General features: G+C 74.9%; 4 protein-coding genes. 3 read left to right on the top strand and 1 reads right to left on the bottom strand.

Going from position 1 to position 7,052, the window contains the following annotated elements; all coding sequences use genetic code 11:
* The 3 genes from ABD067_RS11890 to ABD067_RS11880 form a co-directional block, all read left to right on the top strand.
* On the top strand, positions 1-1,000 hold a 1,000-nt coding region (locus ABD067_RS11890; protein WP_343895511.1), incomplete at its 5' end, for a DNA polymerase Y family protein.
* On the top strand, positions 997-4,524 hold the full coding sequence (locus tag ABD067_RS11885; RefSeq protein ID WP_343895510.1) for an error-prone DNA polymerase: 3,528 nt from the start codon (positions 997-999) through the stop codon (positions 4,522-4,524). The genes ABD067_RS11890 and ABD067_RS11885, both read left to right, overlap by 4 nt.
* A 71-nt stretch (positions 4,525-4,595) precedes the next feature.
* The gene (locus tag ABD067_RS11880) at positions 4,596-5,063 is read left to right on the top strand and encodes a hypothetical protein (protein WP_343895509.1); all 468 of its coding nucleotides are present in this window, start codon (positions 4,596-4,598) and stop codon (positions 5,061-5,063) included.
* On the opposite strand, the gene ABD067_RS11875 is transcribed toward ABD067_RS11880, so the two are convergent.
* A complete protein-coding gene (locus ABD067_RS11875) occupies positions 5,038-7,047 on the bottom strand; it encodes an ATP-binding protein (protein WP_343895508.1) in 2,010 nt (669 codons plus the stop codon). The two genes, ABD067_RS11880 and ABD067_RS11875, sit on opposite strands and share 26 nt — an antisense overlap.
* Positions 7,048-7,052 lie beyond the last annotated feature (5 nt).

The raw sequence follows: 7,052 nt of genomic DNA, 5'->3' as shown, positions 1-7,052 counted from the left end.
CGCCCCGCTGCCGCTGGCGTCGCTGCGCCTGCCGCAGTCCACGATCGCCACGCTGCACCGCTTCGGCCTGCGTTGCGTCGGAGCCGTGCTGCAACAGCCGCGCGCACCGCTGGCGCGGCGCTTCGGCGCGGCGCTGACGGACACCTTGGACGCGGCGACCGGCGAGCGCCCGCGGCCGCTCCGCCCGCTCCGCCCGCCGCCCGACTTCGCGGCGGCGCGGGATTTCCTGGAGCCGATCGTGACGCGCGAGGCCATAGACGCCACGCTCGACCGCTTGCTGCCGGAAGTTTGCGCGGAGTTGGAGAAGGCAGGCCGCGGCGCGAGGCGCTTGGCGTTGCTGGCCTTCCGCGTGGACGGAAACGTGCAAGCGGTGGCGGTCGGCACCGGCCTGCCTTCGCGCGATGCCGCGCACTTCGCCCGGCTCTTCCGCGAGAAGCTGGAGCGCCTTTCCCCAGGCTTCGGCTTCGAACGCTTAGCGCTGGAAGCGCTGGCGACCGAAGCGGTGGCGGCGGCCCAAGCCGCGCTGCCCGGCGGCCGGCGCGGCGGCGCCCGCGCGGAAACCCCGTGGGCCCTGGCGCAGTTGCTGGACCGCCTTTCCCAGCGCTTGGCGGTTTGGCGATTGGCGCCGCGCGCCAGCCATTGGCCGGAGCGCGCGGTGGCGCGGGTCGGGGCCTTCGACCCCGTGGCGCTGCCGCACGGCTGGGGCGCCGCGCGCCGTCCCCTCCGCCTGCTGCGACGGCCGCTCGCATTGCAAGCGATGGCCATGCTGCCGGACGGCCCGCCAGTCCTGCTGCGGATGAGCCAGGCCTCATGGCGCGTGCTGCGCGCCGAAGGGCCGGAGCGGCTGGAACCGGAGTGGTGGCGGGACCGCCCGGACCGGCGCTTCCGCGACTACTACCGGGTGGAGGTCGCCGGCGGCGCGCGGCTCTGGGTGTGCCGCTCCGGCCCCGTGCTCGCGGACGGGACGACCGGCTGGTGGCTGCACGGGCGGTTCGAGTGACCGCGCCCGGTTACGCCGAACTCGGCGCCCTTTCCAACTTCACCTTCCTCGAAGGCGCCTCGCATCCGCACGAGCTGGTGGAACGGGCGGCGGCGCTGGGCCACGCGGCGATCGGCATCACCGACCGCAACTCCTTCGCCGGGCTGGTGCGCGGACACGTCGCGGCGGAGCAGGCGAAGCTCCGCTTCGTACCCGGCGCAAGGGTCCGCTTGCCCGACGGCGGCGAGTACCTCGCCTGGCCCACCGACCGCGCGGCTTACGGCAGGCTCGCGCGGCTGCTCTCCAAGGGCCGGATGGAGGCGCCCAAAGGCGAGTGCCGCATCACCCGCGACGACCTCATCGAACACACGGACGGGCTGGTGATGGCGCTGTCGCCGCCCGAAGCGCCGGACGCCGGGTTCGCCGCCCGCTTGGCGCGCGACGCCGCCGCGCTGCGCCACCGCCTCGCCCTGCCCCTGTTCTGCGCCGCCGACCACCGCTTCCGCGCCAACGACCGCGCGCGGCTGGATCTGCTGGCGGCGATGGCGGGCGCGGCCGGCGCCCCGATGCTCGCAGCGGGCGGCGTGCGCTTCCACGCGCCGGACCGGCGCCGCTTGGCCGACGTGCTGGCGGCCATCCGCCTCCGCACCACCGTGGACGCGCTGGGTTTTGCCGCCGCGCCGAACGCCGAGGCGCACCTCAAGCCAGAAGCCGAGGTGCGCCGCCTCTTCGCCGGGCACGAGGGGGCGGTGGACGCGACGATGCGCGTGGCGGAAGCCTGCCGCTTCTCCATGCGCGACCTCTCCTACGAGTACCCGGAAGAGATCCTGGACGAAAGGCTGTCGCCGCAAGAGACGCTGGAGCGCCGCGCCGCCGAGGCCATGCGGAGGCACTGGCCGGACGGCACGCCGCCCAAGGTCAAGGAGCAGATCGCCCACGAACTGCGCCTGATCGAGCGGCTCGGCTACGCGCCCTACTTCCTGACGGTCCACGAGATCGTCCGCTTCGCGGTGTCGAAGGGCATCCTCTGCCAAGGCCGCGGCTCGGCGGCGAACTCGGCGCTGTGCTACGCGCTCGGCATCACCTCCGTCGCGCCGGACAAGCACGACCTGCTGTTCGAGCGCTTCATTTCCGCCGAGCGCGACGAGCCGCCCGACATCGACGTGGACTTCGAGCACGAGCGGCGCGAGGAGGTGATCCAGCACATATACGGGCGCTACGGCCGCCACCGCGCCGCCATCGCCGCCACCGTGATCCGCTACCGCGACCGCAGCGCGATCCGCGAGGTGGGCAAAGCCTTGGGCCTTTCGGAGGACGTCACCGCCGGGCTGGCCAAGGCGACCTGGGGCATCGGCCGGGCGACCTTGGCCGAAGCGGCGGCGGAACGCGGCCTGGACCCGGCCCGCGACGGGCGCCTCCGCATGGCCTGCGAACTGGCGGAGGAACTGGTCGGCTTCCCCCGCCACCTCTCCACCCATGTCGGCGGCTTCGTCATCACCCGCGGCCCCTTGACGGAACTCGCGGTCGTCACCCGCGCAGCGATGGAAGGCCGCCACACCATCGAGTGGGACAAGGACGACATCGAGGCGCTCCGCATCCTGAAGGTGGACGTGCTGGGCCTCGGGATGCTCACCTGCGTGCGCCGCGCCTTCGCCCTCATCGAGGCGCACGGCGGCCCGGCGCTGACGCTGCCCACGGTGCCGCAGGACGACCCCGAGACCTACGCCATGCTCCGCCGCGCCGACAGCGTCGGCGTGTTCCAGGTGGAGAGCCGGGCGCAGATGAACATGCTGCCGCGCCTGCGCCCCGAGAAGTTCTACGACCTCGTCATCGAGGTGGCGATCGTCCGCCCCGGCCCGATCCAGGGCGACATGGTGCACCCGTATCTCCGTCGGAAGAACGGCGAGGAAAAGCCCACCTACCCCTCCGAAGCCCTGAAGGGCGTGCTGGAGAAGACCCTCGGCGTGCCGCTCTTCCAGGAGCAGGCGATGCAGATAGCCATAGTCGGCGCCGGCTTCCCGCCGGAGCGCGCCGACCAACTCCGCCGCGCCATGGCGACCTTCCGCCACGTCGGCACCGTCCAGGGCTTCCGCGAGGAATTCGTCGCCGGCATGGCGCGCAACGGCTACGCGCAGGAGTTCGCCGAGCGCTGCTTCAGCCAGATCGAGGGCTTCGGCACCTACGGCTTCCCGGAAAGCCACGCCGCCTCCTTCGCGCAGCTCGTCTACGTCTCCGCCTGGATCAAGCGCCACCACCCGGCCGCCTTCGCCGCCGCGTTGCTGAACAGCCAACCGATGGGCTTCTACGCCCCCGCGCAGCTCGTCCGCGACGCGCAAGAGCATCGGGTGCGGGTCCGGCCGGTGGACGTGCTGCGCAGTGAGTGGGATTGCACGCTGGAGCCGGACGCGGAAAGCGAGGGCGGCTTGGCGCTGCGCCTCGGCTTGCGGATGGTGCAGGGGTTGTCGAAGGAAACGGCGGAGCGGCTGGTCGGGACGCGACCGGCATGGAGCCCGTCGCACGCGCCGGATCGGGCGGGAAGCGAGTGGACACCGACACGCCCGCCTCGCCCCGCCGCGCCCGAATGCGCCGCACCGGAGCGGGGGGACGGTCCGAGGGTCGTGGCGTGCCCGGCCCGTTCCGCCGGACCCGACCGCCTCGCCGGGCCGGATGGAGCGGACAGTGCGGGAGCCCCGGCGCCGCCGGCCCGCCCCGCCGGGTTCGATCCTGCCGCGCTCGATCGGCCGAACGATGCGGGAGCCTCGGCGCCCCCGGCCCGTCCCGCCGCACTCAATTCCGTCGCGCCTGGGCGCGCGGGGGGCGCGGGCGCTCTGGAGCGCCTAGCCCGCGCGGCGGGGCTCGACCGCGCCGCGCTGGAGCGGCTCGCCGGCGCGGACGCTTTCCGCGGCCTCGGCCTCGACCGCCGCGCCGCGCTGTGGGAGGCCACCGCGGTCGAGCCGCCGACCGCGCTGCCTGCCGCCGCCGTCCACGAGCCGGCCGCCTCGCTGCCGGCGGCCACCGCGGGCGAACAGACGGTGCTCGACTACGCCGGCACGGCCCTCACCCTGCGCCACCACCCGCTGGCGCTGCTCCGGCCGAGATTGGACGCGGAAGGCTTGGCCGACACGCGCGCCCTCGCCGCGGCCCGCCGCGGCGCCCGGCTGCGCCTGCCCGGCTTGGTGCTGGTGCGCCAGCGCCCCGGCAGCGCCAAGGGCGTGGTGTTCTTCACCGTGGAGGACGAGTGGGGCACCGCCAACCTCGTGGTCTACGCCGACTTGGTGCGGCGCTTCCGCGCGGCCGTGGTGTCGGCGCGGCTGGTGGTGGCGGAGGGCCGCGTGGAGCGAACGGAAGCGGAGGTGCCGATCGTCCACCTCATCGTGCAACGCCTGCTCGACCGCTCGGAGCTGCTGTCCGGCCTCGCGGCGCTCGACCGCCCGGACGCGAAGGAGCCGTGGCGCCGGGCCCTCGCCCGCGCCGACGAGGTGGAGAAGCCGGACGGGCGCGGCGGCCCCCGCGCGCGCCTGCCGCGCAGCCGCGACTTCCGCTGACGGCCCATTCGATATTGCGAACCATTCGCATTTGCCATAGGCATCGCGGAGGACACCACAGGGAGCGACTCATGGCGACACGCGGCCTTCCCGCTTGGCCCTGGACCCAGGAGCCGGCGGACGACCTGCCCGAGCCGGAGCGCCTGCTGCTGGAGGGTTGCCGCCTGTGGGGCGCGGCGCTGCGCGACGGCCGCTCGGCTTGGCTGGCGCTGCGTCCGCCCTTCCTCGCCGAGGACGCCGCCGCCGCCGTCGACCCTTACGACACGCTGCTGCGCCAAACCGCCACCTTGAAGCCGGTGGCCTTCGGCTGCCCCCTCTGCCAGCGGGTGACGGAGGACGAGGCGGCCTTGCTGATGGGCTGCGCCCTCACCCAGCGCGGCGCCCGGCGCGAGGGCCTGGCGCTGTTCCTGCGCTGGCTGCCCCCGGGCGGCGCCCATGCCGCGATGCCGGCCGCGATCCACCTCGGCGCCGCGCTCCGCGCCGCCGGCCTGGTGCTGCAAAACCCCTTGCGGGTCAGTCTCCCTTCACGTCGAGGGTGACGATCTCCGTCCCCTCCTCGACGCTGTCGCCCACCGCGCAGCCGACATGCGCCACCGTGCCGTCCGCCGGCGCGGTGATGCGCAGCTCGGTCTTCATCGCTTCCAGCACCGCGAGCACCTGCCCGCGCTCCACCACGTCGCCCTCCCCCACCAGGAGCTGGACGACGCGGCCGGGGATGGGCGCCGACAGCCGCCCCTCCGCCGCGACGTCGCCGCCGGGCGGGGCGTACGGGTCGAGCGGGCGGAAGCTCCAGGTGTCGCCGGCGTGGCCGGCGCCGGAGAGGGTGATCGCGAAGGCTTCGCCCTCGCCCGCGGCGACGCCCACGCGCAGGACCAAGCCGTCCACGGTGATGGTGCGGTGGCGCTCCCCGCCCTCGGCGGCGACGCGGCCGACGCGGGCCTCCTTCCCGTCCTCCAAGAGCAGCCTAAGGGCGCCGCCGCGCTCCTGCCGCAGGTGCAGATCGTGCGCCTCCGCGCCGTCGTGCAGCCGGAGCAGGCGCTCGGCGCCGCCGCGCAGGCGCCAGCCGTCGGCGCGGTCCCAAGGCGACGCGGGCCGCGCCGCGCGCGACCGCGCTTGCCGGTCCAGGTGGATCGCGGCCGCGGCGGCCAGGGCGCGGGGCGGCGCGGCCGTGGCGGCGGGCACAAGGTCGGCGAGGTGGCGGCCGAGGAACCCGGTGTCCAGCTCGGCCCGGACCATGGCCGGATGGCGGGCGAGGCGGCGCAGGAAGTCGAGGTTGGTGGCGAGGCCGACCACCTCGGTCTCGTCCAGCGCCGCGGCGAGGCGGCGCAGCGCCGCGGGCCGGTCCGGGCCCCAGGCGACGACCTTGGCCACCATCGGGTCGTAGTTGGGCGTGATGGCGTCGCCGGAGCGGATGCCGGTCTCGATCCGCAGCCCCTCGGCCCCCGGCGGCGTGGAGAAGCGCCGGACGACGCCGGCTGCGGGGCGGAAGCCGTGCGCCGGGTCCTCGGCGTAGAGCCGCACCTCGGCGCTGTGGCCGCGCACCGGCGGCGCCTCGCGCCGCGGCAGGGGCTCGCCGGCGGCGACGCGGAGCTGCCACTCCACCAAATCGAGGCCTGTCACCATCTCGGTGACCGGGTGCTCCACCTGGAGGCGGGTGTTCATCTCCATGAAGAAGGCGTCCTCGCCCTCCACGATGAACTCCACCGTGCCGGCGTTGACGTAGCCGACCGCGCGCGCTGCGGCGACGGCGGCGTCGTGCAGGCGGGCGCGGAGCGCGGGCGACAGGTCGGGCGCGGGCGCTTCCTCCAGCACCTTCTGGTGGCGGCGCTGGACGGAACAGTCGCGCGTGTGCAGGTGGATGGTGTTGCCGTGCCCGTCGGCGAAGACCTGGACCTCGACGTGGCGGGGCTTCTGGAGGTAGCGCTCCAGCAGCACGCGGTCGTCGCCGAACGCCGCCTTGGCCTCGCGCCGCGCGCCAGCGAGTTCGGTGGCGAAGTCGCCGGCCGCGAGCACCGGGCGCATGCCCTTGCCGCCGCCGCCGGCGCTGGCCTTGATGAGCACGGGGAAGCCGATGCGCGCCGCCTCGGAGGCGAGCAGCGCGTCGTCCTGCGCCTCGCCGTGGTAGCCGGGGACGATCGGGACGTTGGCTTCCGCCATGATCCGCTTCGACTCGGCCTTGCTGCCCATGGCGCGGATGGCGGCGGGCGGCGGGCCGACGAAGGAAACGCCGGCGGCGGCGCAGGCTTCGCCGAACTCGGCGTTCTCGGACAGGAAGCCGTAGCCGGGGTGGATCGCCTCAGCGCCGGACGCGCGGGCGGCTTCGAGGATGCGGTCGGCGCGCAGGTAGCTCTGCGCTGCGGGGGCGGGGCCGATCGGGTGCGCCTCGTCGGCCATGGCGACGTGGAGCGCGCCGGCGTCCGCCTCGGAGAACACGGCGACGCAGCGGATGCCGAGGCGGCGGGCGGTGCGGATGACGCGGCAGGCGATCTCGCCGCGGTTGGCGATGAGGAGGGTGCGGAACATGGGCG

The sequence above is a fragment of the Craurococcus roseus genome (assembly GCF_039523795.1).
Lineage (GTDB): Bacteria > Pseudomonadota > Alphaproteobacteria > Acetobacterales > Acetobacteraceae > Craurococcus > Craurococcus roseus.
Note: the sequence above shows the minus strand (reverse complement) of the source record. Positions and strands in the feature narration are given on the sequence as shown.

Excerpts from the sequence above, each read along its gene's own strand:
- ABD067_RS11880 (WP_343895509.1), top strand. The coding sequence starts at position 4,596 with ATGGCGACACGCGGCCTTCCCGCTTGGCCCTGGACCCAGGAGCCGGCG.
- ABD067_RS11875 (WP_343895508.1), bottom strand. The coding sequence starts at position 7,047 with ATGTTCCGCACCCTCCTCATCGCCAACCGCGGCGAGATCGCCTGCCGC.